This is a genomic window from Pseudomonas sp. GW821-FHT09C08, from assembly GCF_059418125.1.
Genome location: NZ_JBWKPG010000005.1, coordinates 219475 through 233926, shown reverse-complemented (window position 1 = coordinate 233926; position 14452 = coordinate 219475). Strand labels below are relative to the sequence as shown.

The window sequence follows — 14452 nt, the reverse complement described above, 5'->3', positions numbered from 1 at the left end:
CAGTGACAGGTGTTGCGTGGGCAACAGCGATTGGGCAGTTGTGTTCAAGAACGACATCACGCTTTCGCTTTGGGTTTTTATCTTGCTGATTTAACTCATTAAAAATCCTGGCACGGGCTCTGCAATAGCACCTGGTGAACCCTTTCACCGTTTGCAGCGGAGCCCTGTATGCCTTCCAGCCTTTCCTCGCTTTCCCGTTTGATCTGCCTTGGCGCCGTCCTGCTGCTGAGTGGCGTGGCCCATGCTGCAGAAGGTGATGATGCCGTGCCGTCCCTGGCCGGCAAGCGCATTGCGGTGAGCATGACCGGTACCAGTCACTATTTCGATATCAAGGCGTTCCAGGCGCAGGTCGATGAGATCAAGCGCCTGGGCGGTACACCGATCACCCTGGATGCCGGGCGTAACGACAAAAACCTGGTGACCCAGCTGCAGACCGTGGTCACCCAGAAGCCGGATGCGGTGATCCAGACCCTCGGTACCCTCAGCGTGATCGACCCCTGGCTCAAGCGCATCAGCAAGGCCGGCATCCCGCTGTTCACCATCGATGCGCCCTCGCAATACAGCCTCAACAACACCACCTCGGACAACGTCGCCACCGGCAAGGCGCTGGCCGATCAGTTGATCAAGGACGCTGGCGGCAAGGGCAAGATCCTGGTGTTCAATGGTTTCTACGGCGTGCCCGTGTGCGCGATCCGTTATGACCAGTTGAAGCTGGCGCTCAAGGATTACCCACAGCTGGAGATCATCCAGCCGGAACTGCGCGATGTGATCCCTAATACCGTGCAGGACGCCTATTCCCAAGTGTCGGCACTGCTCAACAAATACCCGGCGGGCAGCGTCTCGGCGATCTGGTCGGCGTGGGACATCCCGCAACTGGGCGCGAGCAAGGCATTGATCGATGCCAAGCGCACCGAGATCAAGACCTACGGCGTCGACGGCACCCCCGAAGTGCTGGCGCTGCTCGGCCAGGCGAACTCGCCGGTGGGCGCGGTGGTGGCGCAGCAGCCGGCGCTGATCGGCAAGACCGCCGTGCAGAACGTGGCGCGTTACCTGGCCGGCCAACGTGACCTGCCCAAGGAAACCCATGTGCCCACGCTGCTGACCACCGCCGCCAACCTGGCGCAGGTCCAGCAATTGCGGGGTGACTGATGGCGGCATTGCACCTGCAGCACTTGCGCAAACGCTTCGGTGCCACCCAGGCGCTGGATGATGCGAGCCTGAAGGTCGAGCGTGGCAGCATTCACGGGCTGGTGGGCGAGAACGGCGCGGGCAAGTCGACCTTGATCAAGATCCTTGCCGGCCTTCACAAGGCTGATGCGGGACAGATCAGTATCGACGGCCAATCCTATGCCTCCTTGTCGCCGCGCCAGGTGGATGCGCTGGGCGTGCAGTTCATCCATCAGGAGCGCCTGTTGCCGGCGAGTTTCACTGTCGGCGAGGCGCTGTTTTTCGGCCATGAATTGCGCCGCGGGCCGTTCGTGGATCGGCGCCGACAGCAGCGTGAAGCCGAGCGCTTGCTGGCCGAATATTTTGATCTGCAACTGCCGGCCGGTGCCTTGGTCGGCGAGCTGAACAGCGCCGAGCGCCAAGTGCTGCAAATTACCCGGGCGTTGATCCGCCAGCCGAAAATCCTCGTATTCGACGAGCCCAGCGTGGCGTTGGTCAAGCGTGAAGTCGACCAACTGCTGCGCATCGTCAAGCGTCTGCGTGACCAGGGGTTGTCGATTCTGTACATCTCTCATTACCTGCAGGAAATCGACAGCCTGTGCGATGAAGTCACCGTGTTACGCAATGGCCGCGACGTGGCGGTGGTGCAGCCACGACACACCTCCAGCGCCGAGATTGCGCGGCTGATGGTCAACCGCGAGGTGCAGGAGATGTACCCCAAGGCCAAGGTCGAATTGGGCCCGCCGTTGTTGCAAGTGCGCGGGCTGAGCCTGGCGCGGCGTTATCGGCAGATTGACCTGCAGGTGCGCCGCGGAGAAATCCTCGGCCTGACCGGGCTGGTCGGCTCAGGTGCCAAAGAGTTGTTCAAGACCTTGTTCGGCGTGGAACGCGCCGACAGCGGCAGCGTGCACCTGGACGGGCGCCTGTTGCGCCTGCGCTCGCCGGGCCAGGCGATTGCCGCGGGCATCGCCCTGGTGCCGGAAGAGCGGCGGAGCCAGGGCATTTCGCCGCTGCTGTCGGTGCTGGAAAACCTCACGCTGGCGGGGCTGGGAAGGTTCAGTCGCTGGGGGCTGTTGAGTCGGCGCCAGGAGCACGCGGAGAGCGTGCGCTTGATCGATGAACTGGCGATCAAGGCGCCCGGCCCACACGCGGCGGTCAGCCAACTGAGCGGCGGCAACCAGCAAAAAGTCGCGTTGGGTAAATGGCTGAGTCGGCGCTCGGCCGTGTACCTGCTGGATGAGCCCTGCGTGGGTGTGGATGTGGGCGCCAAAGTGGAGATCTATCGCTTGATCGGACGCCTGGTGGAAGCGGGCGCGGCGGTGCTGGTGCTGTCTTCGGACTTGCCGGAATTGCTCGGGATCAGTGATCGGATTGTGGTGCTGCATCGCGGCGAGATCGCCGGTGAATTCCATGCCGGCGAGGCTGACAGCGATCAGTTGCTGGCCTGTGCGACGGGGGCCGTGCCCGCTGCAGCGCTGCCGGCGCGGGAGGTCGAACATGCTTGATGTGGCGACGCCTGGGTTCTCGCAACGCGTGTGGGTGCTGGTGCTGCGCCGGGGTTCGGTGGGGGTGTTCCTGGCGATCCTGGTGGGGTTTGCCGTGGCCGCGCCGAATTTTTTGTCGGTGGGTAACCTGGCCAATGTGTTCAGCCAGTCGGCGATCCTCGGCGTGCTGGCCTTCGGGCTGACCTGCGTGATTATCGGCGGCGGCTCGAATGTGGTGGCCGGCGGGCTCGACCTGTCGTTGGCGGCCAATCTCGGGCTGTGCGCGGCGGTGTTCAGCCGGCTCAACAACGCCGGCCTGGAGCTTTGGCTCAGCGTGCTGTTGACCCTGGGCTGTGGCCTGGCGGTCGGCGTGCTGAACGGCCTGGCGGTGGTGCTGTTGCGCTTGCCACCGTTGCTGGCGACGCTGGCGAGCATGAACGTACTGGCCGGGCTGGAGCTGGTGCTGACGGAAAACACCGTGGTCTCTACCGACTCGCCGCTGCTCGACCTGCTCAGCGGCGGCACCTGGCTGGCGGTGCCGGCACTGGCGTGGGTGCTGCTGGTGACGGCGGGCGTGCTGACCTTGCTGATCCAGCATTCGGCCTACGGGCTGCGCCTGCATGCGGTCGGCGAATACCCACAGGCGGCGCAGGCAGCCGGGATCCGGGTGCCGGCCTATGTGCTCTCGAGCTACCTGCTGTCGGGGCTGTGCGCCGCCGTGGCCGCGCTGTGTTCGGCGGCATTTTTCAGCGGCAGTACCACCGGTTCCGGCGACATGTTGCTGTCGGTGGTGGCGATCGCTTTTCTTGGCGTGGTGTTTTCCAGGCGACTGGTGGCAAGTATCCCGGGCACTTTGCTCGCTGCGCTGTTGATCGGTTTTCTGATCAATGGCTTCCAGTTGCTCAACGTGTCGAGCTTCTGGGTCAATGGCGTGCAAGGCGTGTTGATCTTGCTGGTGGTCGCCGCCTCCAGCGCCTTGAACCGAGGAGCCCACCCATGAACCTGCGCGCCTTGTTGCCGCTGACCTTGCCGCTGGTGTTTGCGCTGATCGTCGGGGTATTCGCCGTGCAGGCGCCAGGGTTCCTGAGCGCCGGCAACCTGCACAGTCTGCTGCTGAACAACTTCGTGTTGCTGGCGATTGTCGCCATCGGCATGACTTACGCCGTGGCCGCCGGCGGTATCGACCTGTCGGTGGGCACCGCGCTGGATTTCGCCAGTTTCAGCTTCGTCGTGCTGCTCAATGGTGGGCATGGCTGGGCGATAGCTGCCACGGGGGCGCTGGTCGCTGCGTTGCTGGTCGAGGTGTTCAATGCCGGCTTGATCGCCGGGCTGCGTATCAGCCCTTTCCTGGCGACCCTGGGGACGTTGTTTATCGGCACCAGCGCCCAGCAGTTGCTGTCGGACGGCGGTCAGCCGATCTATATCGCCCAGGGCGTGAAACCTGAACTGACCGGCCTGATCCCGCTGCTGATCGTCCTTGGGCTGGCACTGTTCTACGGCCTGGCACTTGCGCGCGGGCGCCTGGGCCGTGAGTTGTTGGCCCAGGGCACCCAGCCGCTGCTGGCGTATTACTCGGGGTTGTCGGTGCGGCGCATCGTGACCGTCGTGGCGCTGGCCACCGCGTTGGCCTGCGGGGTGGCGGGGGTGTTGCTCAGCTCGACGGTCAGCGCCTACGTGCCGCTGTCCGGCAATGCGTTTTTGCTCAATGCGATTGGCGCGGTGTTCATCGGCACCACGTTGAGCCGACAGGGCCGGGCAAATATCCCCGGCACCTTGCTGGGGGTGCTGTTTATCAACGTGATCGCCAACGGCCTGCTGCTGATCGGCTGGAATTTCTACTGGCAGCAGGTGGCGACCGGCGTGCTGATTTTTGTGGTGCTGACCTTCAGCTTTGCCAGTCGCCGTGTGCTGGAGCGCAGCTAGCCGGGGTTATTCAGCCTTGACCCGGATGATGCGGGGTTTGTAGGTGCCGTTTTCCACACGTGACGCGATGCGTTTCATGGGCATTGCTTGCTGAAAGAGGCGTGCAAACGCTTTTGGCGCAGCGGCAGGCTGCTTGAGTTCGGTAACCGCATCAGAACTGGTACTGCGCGCCGGCTCCCGCATACCAGGAGCGTCCGGGCGCTGCTTCGTAGTAGCGGCCGTTGCCGTCGCCGACGATCACCGAGCCGACGTACTGGCGGTCGAGCAGGTTATCCAGGCGTAGGGTCTGGTGGAAGGTCCAGTGCTCGACTTTCTGCTCGAAACGGGCGCGCCAGTTGAACACGCTGTAGCCGGGGGCGACGTGTTGCTGGTTGGTGTCTTCGACGTAGACCTTGCTGCGGTACATGCCTTCGATGGCGGTGCTGACCCAGTCCCGTGGCTTCCAGTTCAGTTCGGCGAACAGGGTGGTTTGCGGCACGCCGGGGAGGTAGTTGCCTTTGTCGACCGGCTTGCCGCCGCCGATGAAGTCGCTGTCATAGGTGGCTTGCAGGCGGGTGTAGGCGAGGCTGGTGCTCCAGTGGTCGGCCAACTGGCTCTCGATGCCCAGTTCGAAACCGCGCCGCAGGGTGCGGCCGGCGTTCTGGTAGCTGGTGCGCCCGCCCAGGGACTGGTCGACGACCAGTTCGTCCTCGGTGGTGATCTGGAACACCGCCGCGTTGATCCGCGTGTCGTTCAGTTGGGCCTTCAGGCCCACTTCATATTGGGTGCTTTCGGACGGTTTCAGGCCGAAGTTGAAGCCCTCGACATTACCTGGCGCGTAGGCCAATTCGGCCTGGGTCGGGGTTTCGAAACCTTTGCCTGCACTGACGTAGCCGTGCAACTCGGGCGTGAACGCGTACATCACGCTCATCGACGGGGTATTTTTCTGGTAGGTCTTGCTGCCGCTGGCGTCGCCATTGCTCAGGAATTGATCGTCGACGTCCAGTTGCATGGTGCTGTGGCGGATGCCGGCTTGCAGGGTCCAGCGGTCGAGGGCCCAGTTGGCCTGGAGGTAGGGATCGAGGCTGCGCGCCGTGTCGATTTCATCGCGGCGTAGCTGGCCCTTTACGCCAAGGGTGGTGCCGCTGTAGTTCTGGTAGCCGTGGCGGCTGTCTTCGCTCTGGTCGAAGTCCAGCCCGGTGATAATCGTCAGCTCACCCGGCGCGCTGTCGATGGGCTGCATCCAGCGTACGCTGCCGCCGTAGAACTTGCGGTCGAATTGCACCACGCCGCCGCCGCGTTCGTTGGGCGGGGTGCCTTTGGGGATCGACAGGTACTGAATCACACTCCTGCGCCCCGTATACGCATTCACTTGCAACGTCGCATCGCCGATGTAGCGCTCGTAATTCATCCCCAATTGCTGATGATCGATGCTTTTGCGCGTGTTGTACTGCAACGCGGCGGGGTCCACCGAGCGAGGGTCTGCCTTATACGCCTGCCATTTCTGCCCCAGCGGGTCCTGCGTCCCGTTCTGCTCCAGGCTGCTGTAGATCAGCGCCAGCTTGCTGTCGTCATCGGGCTGGAAATTGAGCTTGGCGAAGGTCTGGTCGCGGCGCGCGCTGCTGTGGTCGCGATAGCCGTTGGTGTCCATGCGCGAGGCGTCGAGGACGAAGCCCGCACCATTGGCGGCGCCTTCGGCGCTCAAGTGGTTTTTGTTCAGGCCGTCGCTGCCCACCAGGGTTTCGGCGCCGATGCGCGGCGGGCCTTCACCGTCGCGGGAAAACATCTGGATCACGCCGCCGGCGTTGCTGCCATACAGCGTGGCGGCAGGCCCGCGCAGCACTTCGATGCGTTCGGCGGTGTCGAGGTTGAAGGTTGCGGCCTGGCCCTGGCCGTCCGGGGTGCTGGCGGGAATGCCGTCGGCAATCAGCTTGATGCCACGCACGCCGAACGCCGAGCGCGCGCCGAAGCCGCGGGAAGAAATCTGCAGGTCCTGCGCATAGTTCTGGCGGTTTTGCACCACCAGGCCTGGCACGCGGGACAGGGCTTCAGAGGCATTGATGCCCAATTGCCCGTCGCTGATCTGCTCGCGGCTGATGCCGTCCACCGAGTATGGCAGGTCGAACGTCGGGCTGGCGCTGCGTGAGCCGGTGACGACGCTGGGATCGAGGATCAGGGCGGTGTCGTCTGCACGGGCGGTGTCACACAGGGCGAGCAGGCCGGGCAGCAACAGGGTGAAGCGAGTGAGCGGGGTCATGGTTCAGCCGGAATCCGTGGCGCTTAGGGTGTAAACGCGCAAAAGGGCGCGAGTTTAGTGACTCGGGCGATTTATTTCATTTAGGAATCGGCCTACGGAACCCGTCGGTGCGTTGGCGCTGGGCTCACACACGGCCCGATGTTAGCGTGGTCAGCCCCGCCCATGACAATGGCCGATGGGTCAAAAGGAGTTGTACGTGAGGAGTACGTCGATAGTCGCGTGCCTGGCAGCGGTGCTGGCGCTGGCCGGTTGCGGAACGATCAACACCGTGTTCCGCCCGGACGCCGTGGCCAGCCAGAACCTCAAGGATTCGCGCAGCCACTGCGAGAACGTTCCGCGCATCTACAGCGGGGTGATCTACGGATTTTGTTCGCTCAATGGCGAGCCCAGGCCTGAAAAAAGCCTCAAGGACCCAAGCGTGTCCGACGCCGCCGGCAATGCCTTCCCGGTCATCGCCATCGATTTCGTCGCCTCCGGCGTACTGGACACGTTGGTGCTGCCCTATACGATCTACCGGCAGAACAAGGACGGCAGCATCGAGATCTTCCGCTAGTGCCTCTTGCCGCTCGCCGCTAACAGCTTCCCACTGCTTTTGAGCTATAATCCCGCCCTTTAGCTGTTTCCTGCCCAGGTGGGAAGCACACTTTTTTCAGGCGCAACCCGCCTGCATGCAGACTAAAAGAGGCTAGACCCCTGTGGCATTGACGATTCTTGGCCTGTCCGGCGCCCTTAGCCATGATCCTTCCGCAGCCTTGTATATCGACGGCAAGCTGATCGCGGCCGCCGAAGAAGAGCGCTTCGTACGCGACAAACATGCAAAGAACCGCATGCCCTACGAATCGGCGAAGTTCTGCCTGGAGCAGGCCGGCATCAAGCCTTCCGACGTTGATGTGGTGGCGATCCCGTTCGCCCCGATCAGCCTGTTCGGCGAGGCGCGCTGGCACTATGCCAAGCGTTACTGGTATGCACCGGACCGCGCGCTCGACGCGATCCTGATGGGCAACCGTCGCTACAAGCGCTATCGCAACAAGATCGTCTGGTGCCTGGAGCAACTGGGCTTCGATCCGAAGAAAATCAAGATCGAACCGGTTGAACACCACCTGGCCCACGCCTCCAGCGCCTACCACTGCTCGGGCTTCCAGGAGAAGACCGCGATCCTCGGGATCGACGGCAAGGGCGAGTACGCCACCACCTTCTTCGGCTACGGCGAAAACGGCAAGATCCACAAGATCAAGGAATTCTACGATCCGGACTCCCTCGGCGGCCTGTACGGCGCGATCACCGAGTTCCTCGGTTTCGAGATGCTCGACGGCGAGTTCAAGGTCATGGGCATGGCGCCGTATGGCGACGCCAGCAAGTACGATTTCTCGCGCCTGGCCTCCTTCGAGAACGGCGAGTTGGTGATCAACACCGACTACGCCAACGTCATCGGCCTGCGTCGCTATAAAGAGAAAGGCAAGGGCTTCTACTTCTCGCCGAAACTGATCGAGTGGCTGGGTCCCAAGCGCGAAGGCGACATCGCCGACGAGCCGTACATCCACTACGCCGCCAGCATGCAGGCACTCTTCGAGAAGCTGGCCCTGCAGATGATCGACCACTACCTGGGCGACATCCTCAAAGACACCGGCAAGCTGGCTTTCGCCGGCGGCTGTGCGCTGAACGTCAAGCTGAACCAGAAGATCATTGCCCGTGACGACGTCAAGGAGCTGTTCGTGCAGCCGGCGTCGGGCGATGCCGGCACTGCCGTCGGTGCGGCGGCCTACGTGTCCCACGCCCGTGGTGTACCGGTGGAGAAGATGGAACACGTCTACCTCGGCCCGTCCTACAGCAACGAAGACGTGATCGCCGCGTGCGCCAGGCACGAGAGCAAGCCGAACTGGCGCAAGATCGAGAACATGCCGCAGCGCATCGCCAAGATCATGGTCGACGGCAACCCGGTGGCCTGGTTCCAGGGCCGCATGGAGTTTGGCCCGCGTGCCCTCGGTGGTCGTTCGATCATCGGCTGCCCAAGCGCCACCGGCGTGGCGGACCGCATCAACCACCAGATCAAGTTCCGCGAGCGCTGGAGGCCTTTCTGCCCGTCGATGCTCGACACCGTGGCTCCGCAGATGATCAAGGTCGATCACCCTGCGCCGTTCATGACCTTCACCTTTGAAGTGGCGGAAGAGTGGAAGACCCGCGTGCCCGAAGTGGTCCATGAAGATGGCACCTCCCGCGCCCAGGTGCTCAAGCGCGAGTACAACCCGCGCTACTACGACATGATGAAAGAGCTGGAAGTGCTGACCGGTAACGGCGTATCGCTGAACACCTCGCTCAACCGTCGTGGCGAAGCGATGATCTGCTCGCCGACCGACGCGTTGAACATGTTCTTCGGCTCGGACCTGCAGTACCTGATCATGGAAGACATCCTGGTCGTCAAAGACGGCGTGGACCCTTATGACGCGCTCGGCTGAACGCCACGTCCTGCAGTTCTGCCACGGCTATGACGGGCCGTTCCTGGACTGCGCCCGGCAGTACGCCAGTCTGTTCGCAGGCTCTGGCTACAAGGTGACCACGGTGTTCCTCACCGGGGTCGCCGACCCCGAGGTGGCCGCCGGGTGTGCCAGCGATGAAGTGTTGTTCATGGAGTTCAGCTCCAAGGCCGTGCGCGGCCTGAAGCTGGCGGCCATTGCGCAGTTGCGCAAGATTGCCGCCTCGCGCAGTTTCAGTTTCTGTATTGCCCACCGTTTCAAGCCGATCTACGTGGCCTTGCTGGCGACGCGGCTGCCGGTGATTGGCGTGCATCACGCCTTTGGTGACTACCAGCGTCGCAGCCGCAAGCTGTTTGCCGGGTTTTTCCGCAAGCGCCTGAGCCTGCTCGGGGTGTCCGACGCCGTGCGTGACGACATGCGCCGCTGCCTGCCAGCCTGGCCTGCCGCACGTATCCAGACCTTGTACAACCGTATCGATGTCGACGCCTTGCAGGCTATTCAGGTGCCGGTGCATGAGGCCCGTGATGCGCTGGGGTTGTCGCCGGACGAATGGGTGATCGGCAATGTCGGTCGCCTGCACCCGGACAAGGACCAGGCCACGCTGCTCAAGGGCTTTGCCCTGGCACTGGCGCACTTGCCCGTCGAGAGCCGCCTGGCGATCCTCGGCAGCGGGCGCCTGGAGCAAGACCTCAAGGAACTCGCCCGGGAACTGGGGATTGCCGACAAGGTGCTGTTCCTCGGCCAAGTGCCGGATGCGCGCCGGTATTTCCGCGCATTCGATGTGTTTGCACTGAGCTCCGATCACGAACCCTTCGGGATGGTACTGCTGGAGGCCATGGCGGCCGGCGTACCGTTGCTGGCCACGGCCTGTGGCGGGGCGAAGGAAGTGGTCGAGGGGGTCGGGATCCTGTTTCCCTTCGGCGATGCCGAACACCTCGCGCAGGGGCTGCGGCACCTGGCGGCGATGGATCAACACCAGCAACGGCAGTGCGCCGAGATGATGCTGGAGCGTCTGCGCGAGCGTTTCTCGGATCAGGCGGTACGCGCTACCTTCTGGCAACTGCCGCACGTTATTGAACTGACCGCGGGGGCCTGATGCTCAATCGATTCCAAGGCTGGCGCGAGCGGGGCTGGTCCGTCGTCGACGCGCCCGTCTACAGCGACGCCTGGCAGCGTTTTGGCGGCAGTGTCGCCACTCATCCGCAGGTGATCGAACGCCTGGCCGGCCTGGCTGACATCCCGGTGCGCTATTTGGCCTGGGAGCAGGGCGGCAAATTGCAGGCGTGCATCGCCACCTGGGGGCGCGACCTGGCCTTGTCCAAGGACGTGCTCAAGCAGCGCGGCAAAAAGGGCCTGTTCGACCTGGGCAACGCCGAGCTGATCCTGCCTGCCGCGCCTGACACCCAGGCCCCCTTGCGCCACCGCGCGCGCTACCTGTCGGCGCTGAACGAAGGCCGCTTCAGTGGGCTCAAGCCACAGGCCGAGCAATTGGCCATGGCCCGCACGCCCGAGGAACTGTCGAAGAAATTTCGCTACAACCAGCGCCGCGAGCTGCGCCTGCTGGAAGAGGCCGGTGGTGTCGTGCGGCCGGTGAGCGAGTTTTCCAGCCAGGAACTGGCAGCGATCTACTGCGATTTGTTTCTGCGGCGCTGGGGCTTTGTCGCCACGGGTGCCGAGCGCATGGCCGAGGTGATCGAGCTGCTGCGCGAATGGCTGATCGGCTCGGTGATTTTCCTCAACGACGCGCCAATTGCGGTCCAGCTGGTGTACCGGGTCGAGTCGCCCGAGTGGATCAGCGTGGAGTACGTCAACGGCGGTGTCGATCCGCAAACCCGCGCTTTCAGCCCGGGCAGTGTGCTCAGTTTCCTCAACACCCAGGGTGCCTGGGAGCACGCCCGTGAAGCCGGCAAGCCGCTGCGGTTTTCGTTCGGGCGGGCCGACCGGGAATACAAGGACCGTTGGTGCAACCCCGTGCCGGTGCTGACCGTATGAGCCGCAAACAGCAATTGCTCAAGCGCCATCGGCGCAACAAACGCATCGGCGTGCTGATCGGCCTGGTGCTGCTGGTGGCGATCGGCGTCGGCGTCGCCTGGTGGCTGCCGCTGGTACTGGGCGTGCTGGCCTGGGCGGCTCATGAAGCCTGGTTTGCCGACCATTTGTTCTATGCGCCCAACGAAGATTACCAGTACCGTTTTTCGGCGGATGCCGAGGTAGCGGGGGTTAGTTTCGAGGGGGGGCGGCTGCGAGTGAATGGGCCGCTGGAAGCTGATGCGACGCTGGTGTTGGCCATCAAGGTCAAGAGCGGCTGGCTGGGGCGTTTTCTCGACCCGGCGATTGAGATTTGCGGCGCTGACAGCGTCGACCGGCAAGCCTTCGAGCGCGGTGTGAATGGCCTGCGTTATCTGAATCTGAGTGGTTTGGCCCCGGCCCTGATGGCCGGTGAGCTGCGCCTGCGCGGGCGCTTTTGCACGCTGCAGGGCGCGCCCCGCCTTTGGGCCTGGACCACGCCGGACTACTCGGCACAACGCGTGATGGTCATCGCGCCGCATGCCGACGATGCCGAGCTGGCCGCCTTCGGGCTGTACAGCCAGGCCGAGAACCCATGGATCGTGACCCTCACGGCGGGTGAAATCGAAGCCGAGCACTATCAGCAGATGGGCCTGGACCCGGCGGAAGCCGCACGGATCAAGGGGCGTTTGCGCGCCTGGGACAGCATCGCCGTGCCGCGTTGGGCCGGTGTGCCAGAGGCGCATTGCGTGCAGTTGGGCTATTTCTGCCTGCAATTGCCGGCGATGCGTGCCACGCCCGATCAGCCTGTCGCTTCGCGCGAGGCCGAGCTGGAAGATATCCGCCTGTTTCGCCAGTTCAACGCGTTCCCGCTGCCGGCGGACCAGGACGGCTTGCCGACCTGGAATAATTTGCTGGCTGATCTGCGCCAGTTGTTGTTGACCGCACGTCCGCAAGTGATTGTGCTGCCTCACCCTGTCCTCGACCCGCACCCGGATCACATCTGTGCGCAGCAAGCGGTGCTCGAGGCCCTGCAAGGCCTGGAGTGGCAGCCGACCACCGTGCTGGGCTACGCCAATCATCTGCACGACAACGACCGCTGGCCCATGGGTGGCGCGGGTGCCGGGATTGCGCTGCCGCCGCTGTTCGATGACGCACAGCAGTTGTGGCCGTGCAGCCTGTCGCTGTCGCTGGCGCAGCAGCGCGACAAGGCCATGGCACTGGGCATGATGCATGACCTGCAGCCCGCGCCGCCGTTCAAGCGCCGGGTGCGACGCTGGTTGCAACGTGTGTTGGCGGGCCGTGCGCGGTCGCCGTATGGTGAGAACGAATTTTTCCGCAAGGCCGTACGACGGCATGAGTTGTTCTGGCGTTTGTGAAAGGGAAAGTCATGAAAGTTTTGTTTCTGGTGCAGAAAGAGCAGCGCGCTATCCTCGACCGTCTTTACGAGGGCGTGGCCGAGCACTGCGAGTGTGATATCCGTTGGCTGAGCAGCGATGAGCAGCGCAACCTGCGTGGTTATTTCCGCCGCGAAGTCGATGTGACCCGTTACGATCGCATCGTGTTCTTCCTGCGCTTCAAGCAGGAAATCCGCCAGGCCGGGTTTATCCGCACGATCCCCAACCTGGTGATCCTTGAGCACGACGCCTACCAGAACTACATTCCTTGCAAATATACCGGCAAGTTCAGCGCCCACTACCGCCGCCTGCCGTGGGCGCGGGTGATCAGTTCCGGGCATATGGTCACTGAGCGCCTGCGCGCGGAAGGCTTTGACGCCGTGTTCGTGCCAAAGGGCTATGATCAGGCGCTGTTGCAGGCGCAAGGGCGCGAACGCGACATCGAGCTGGCGTTTGTCGGCAGTACGAACAGCGTCGCCTACAGCGGCCGCAAGGCATTGCTGGATGAACTGGCGCGAGTTGAACCTTTGGTGGTGACGCGCACCAAATCTGGTGAGGAATACTGCGCGACCCTCAACCGGATTCGTTTTTTCGTCAGTGCCGACGTCGGCATGGGCGAGTACATGATCAAGAATTTCGAGGCCATGGCCTGCGGTTGCGTACTGCTGGCATTTGATCAGGGCGCTGAGGAAAACCAGGCGCTTGGTTTCAAGGACATGGTCAATGTGGTGTTCTACAAGGACATCCCGCAGTTGCAGGAAAAACTCGCCGTCTTGCGGGCCGACCCGCAGCTGGCGGCAGACATTGCGCGCAACGGGCAGGACCTGGCTGTCAGTCAGTTCAGTTTCGCCCGGATTGGCCAGCGCATTGTCGAAGTGCTCCAGCCACCCCTGCGGCCACGTGCGCCGCTGAGCTTACTGGAGAGGTTGCGTCTGAGGTTGGGCGTTTGAGAGTGGCCAAATAGCCACGGATGATGGCTATATGATATTATCGAGGCTTGAATGCAATTCTCCGATCAAAGCGACATAACGCTTGTAGTGACCAGTTGTGGTCGCTTCGATTTGTTGAGGCGCACACTCGAGAGCTTCGATCTGTTCAATACGGCGGCAATACGCGAAGTCTTCATCACCGAAGACTCCGGTGACGAAGCCGTACGCCAGGCGATTCCCGAACATTGGCGCGGACATTGCACCTTCTTGATCAATCGCCCGAAGCTTGGGCAGTTGGCATCCATCGACCTGGCCTACGCGTCGGTCAAGACCCCCTATATATTCCATTGCGAGGATGATTGGGCGTTTTATCGACCTGGGTTTGTCGAGGATTCCAAGGTGGTACTGGAGCAGCGCCCGGATATTCTTCAAGTCTGGTTGCGCAACTATGTTTACGATTTGCAGGTGCACAGCCCCTATATCCACCTGGGGGCGCGCGAAGTGATTGGCGGGGTACCGTGTTATCCCTTGCTGTCCGATAAGCCCGAGTGGCAAGGGTTTTCGCTTAACCCGGGCTTGCGTCGACTCAAGGAGTACCAGTTGTGCGCACCCTTTGCAGGGTTCGAAGGCGAGAAGGGGCTTTCCAGGCGTTATGCAGAATTGAATCTGCCGGCGGTTACCCTCGAGGGCGATGCGGTCCTGCACACCGGTTTCGGTTTGCACGTGGCAACGGCGGGAGAGCGCTTGACCAAGGCGAAGCGCAAGCGGCGAGAGCGGATCAAGCTGGCTCTCATGCTGATACTGGGTGTCGGTATCGGTTGGTTGATCAATAGTTAAG

Annotated in this window: 12 protein-coding genes; 11 read left to right on the top strand and 1 reads right to left on the bottom strand. The window is 62.9% G+C overall.

Annotated features, from left to right (window positions below):
• The first annotated feature begins 168 nt into the window (after positions 1 to 168).
• Genes AC07OJ_RS19110 through AC07OJ_RS19095 form a run of 4 tightly spaced genes read left to right on the top strand, consistent with a single transcriptional unit; the run spans position 169 to position 4574 of the window.
• Positions 169 to 1149: a sugar ABC transporter substrate-binding protein gene (locus AC07OJ_RS19110; protein WP_106805348.1), complete on the top strand. Its 981-nt coding sequence runs from the start codon at positions 169 to 171 to the stop codon at positions 1147 to 1149.
• Positions 1149 to 2672 (top strand): sugar ABC transporter ATP-binding protein, encoded by a 1524-nt coding sequence (locus AC07OJ_RS19105; RefSeq protein ID WP_495094986.1) that lies wholly within the window; start codon positions 1149 to 1151, stop codon positions 2670 to 2672. The genes AC07OJ_RS19110 and AC07OJ_RS19105 overlap by 1 nt, the downstream gene beginning before the upstream one ends.
• A complete protein-coding gene (locus AC07OJ_RS19100) occupies positions 2665 to 3651 on the top strand; it encodes an ABC transporter permease (protein ID WP_495094985.1) in 987 nt (328 codons plus the stop codon). The genes AC07OJ_RS19105 and AC07OJ_RS19100 overlap by 8 nt, the downstream gene beginning before the upstream one ends.
• Complete coding sequence (locus AC07OJ_RS19095; RefSeq protein WP_495094984.1) at positions 3648 to 4574, top strand: ABC transporter permease; 927 nt, start codon at positions 3648 to 3650, stop codon at positions 4572 to 4574. Before AC07OJ_RS19100 ends, AC07OJ_RS19095 begins: the two co-directional genes overlap by 4 nt.
• A 151-nt stretch (positions 4575 to 4725) precedes the next feature.
• Here AC07OJ_RS19095 and AC07OJ_RS19090 read toward each other — a convergent pair whose 3' ends face one another.
• Positions 4726 to 6810, bottom strand: a complete 2085-nt coding sequence (locus AC07OJ_RS19090) for a TonB-dependent receptor family protein (RefSeq protein ID WP_495094983.1) — start codon at positions 6808 to 6810, stop codon at positions 4726 to 4728.
• A gap of 175 nt (positions 6811 to 6985) precedes the next feature.
• On the opposite strand from AC07OJ_RS19090, the gene AC07OJ_RS19085 reads away from it, so the two are divergent.
• The 7 genes from AC07OJ_RS19085 to AC07OJ_RS19055 all read left to right on the top strand — a co-directional run bounded on the left by AC07OJ_RS19085 (position 6986) and on the right by AC07OJ_RS19055 (position 14451).
• Positions 6986 to 7363, top strand: coding sequence for a YceK/YidQ family lipoprotein (locus AC07OJ_RS19085; RefSeq protein ID WP_495094982.1), 378 nt, complete (start codon positions 6986 to 6988; stop codon positions 7361 to 7363).
• A gap of 142 nt (positions 7364 to 7505) precedes the next feature.
• Positions 7506 to 9263: a carbamoyltransferase family protein gene (locus tag AC07OJ_RS19080; RefSeq protein ID WP_065900046.1), complete on the top strand. Its 1758-nt coding sequence runs from the start codon at positions 7506 to 7508 to the stop codon at positions 9261 to 9263.
• Positions 9247 to 10377, top strand: a complete 1131-nt coding sequence (locus AC07OJ_RS19075) for a glycosyltransferase (protein WP_106805342.1) — start codon at positions 9247 to 9249, stop codon at positions 10375 to 10377. The genes AC07OJ_RS19080 and AC07OJ_RS19075 overlap by 17 nt, the downstream gene beginning before the upstream one ends.
• Complete coding sequence (locus AC07OJ_RS19070; RefSeq protein ID WP_495094981.1) at positions 10377 to 11273, top strand: antimicrobial resistance protein Mig-14; 897 nt, start codon at positions 10377 to 10379, stop codon at positions 11271 to 11273. Before AC07OJ_RS19075 ends, AC07OJ_RS19070 begins: the two co-directional genes overlap by 1 nt.
• Complete coding sequence (locus tag AC07OJ_RS19065) at positions 11270 to 12667, top strand: PIG-L deacetylase family protein (RefSeq protein WP_495094980.1); 1398 nt, start codon at positions 11270 to 11272, stop codon at positions 12665 to 12667. The genes AC07OJ_RS19070 and AC07OJ_RS19065 overlap by 4 nt, the downstream gene beginning before the upstream one ends.
• An 11-nt stretch (positions 12668 to 12678) precedes the next feature.
• The gene (locus tag AC07OJ_RS19060) at positions 12679 to 13635 is read left to right on the top strand and encodes a glycosyltransferase family protein (protein ID WP_065900053.1); all 957 of its coding nucleotides are present in this window, start codon (positions 12679 to 12681) and stop codon (positions 13633 to 13635) included.
• Positions 13636 to 13686: 51 nt separating this feature from the next.
• Complete coding sequence (locus tag AC07OJ_RS19055) at positions 13687 to 14451, top strand: glycosyltransferase family 2 protein (RefSeq protein ID WP_065900054.1); 765 nt, start codon at positions 13687 to 13689, stop codon at positions 14449 to 14451.
• The last annotated feature ends 1 nt before the right edge of the window (position 14452 follow it).

Excerpts from the sequence above, each read along its gene's own strand:
- AC07OJ_RS19110 (WP_106805348.1), top strand. The coding sequence starts at position 169 with ATGCCTTCCAGCCTTTCCTCGCTTTCCCGTTTGATCTGCCTTGGCGCC.
- AC07OJ_RS19105 (WP_495094986.1), top strand. The coding sequence starts at position 1,149 with ATGGCGGCATTGCACCTGCAGCACTTGCGCAAACGCTTCGGTGCCACC.
- AC07OJ_RS19100 (WP_495094985.1), top strand. The coding sequence starts at position 2,665 with ATGCTTGATGTGGCGACGCCTGGGTTCTCGCAACGCGTGTGGGTGCTG.
- AC07OJ_RS19095 (WP_495094984.1), top strand. The coding sequence starts at position 3,648 with ATGAACCTGCGCGCCTTGTTGCCGCTGACCTTGCCGCTGGTGTTTGCG.
- AC07OJ_RS19090 (WP_495094983.1), bottom strand. The coding sequence starts at position 6,810 with ATGACCCCGCTCACTCGCTTCACCCTGTTGCTGCCCGGCCTGCTCGCC.
- AC07OJ_RS19085 (WP_495094982.1), top strand. The coding sequence starts at position 6,986 with ATGGGTCAAAAGGAGTTGTACGTGAGGAGTACGTCGATAGTCGCGTGC.
- AC07OJ_RS19075 (WP_106805342.1), top strand. The coding sequence starts at position 9,247 with ATGACGCGCTCGGCTGAACGCCACGTCCTGCAGTTCTGCCACGGCTAT.
- AC07OJ_RS19070 (WP_495094981.1), top strand. The coding sequence starts at position 10,377 with ATGCTCAATCGATTCCAAGGCTGGCGCGAGCGGGGCTGGTCCGTCGTC.
- AC07OJ_RS19065 (WP_495094980.1), top strand. The coding sequence starts at position 11,270 with ATGAGCCGCAAACAGCAATTGCTCAAGCGCCATCGGCGCAACAAACGC.
- AC07OJ_RS19060 (WP_065900053.1), top strand. The coding sequence starts at position 12,679 with ATGAAAGTTTTGTTTCTGGTGCAGAAAGAGCAGCGCGCTATCCTCGAC.
- AC07OJ_RS19055 (WP_065900054.1), top strand. The coding sequence starts at position 13,687 with ATGCAATTCTCCGATCAAAGCGACATAACGCTTGTAGTGACCAGTTGT.